Annotated in this window: 1 pseudogene; it reads left to right on the top strand. The window is 40.5% G+C overall.

Annotation, left to right across the window (positions count from 1 at the left end):
* Positions 1 to 86: 86 nt before the first annotated feature.
* Positions 87 to 331 (top strand): annotated as a pseudogene (locus tag ACTHUE_RS20675) (type IV-A pilus assembly ATPase PilB); the annotation flags it as partial.

Genomic DNA, 331 nt, shown 5'->3' with positions numbered 1-331 from the left:
AATATATGCTTTAATCATAATAATGATAAAATAATACGGCTTTCCTCTAAATTAAAGGGAAAACTGCACAAGAAACGGAAAATAAAATGAGTGTCGGATTATTGCGTGTTTTGGTTCAAAGCCAGACCATCTCAAATCAACAAGCGGAACATTACAACAACCTTTTACAATCAGGCAAAGAAATCCTGCCCAACCTGTTTTCAGACGGCATCATCTCCCCTAAAGCTTTGGGGGAGTTAGTTGCGCGCGTATTCAGCTATCCCCTTTTGGATTTGCACTACTACCCGCGCAATAATGTAGTCAGCGACATTCTGACGGAAGAGCAAATGGT

The organism is Neisseria sp. P0021.S005, from assembly GCF_051956955.1.
This window is presented reverse-complemented; position numbering and strand designations above follow the sequence as displayed.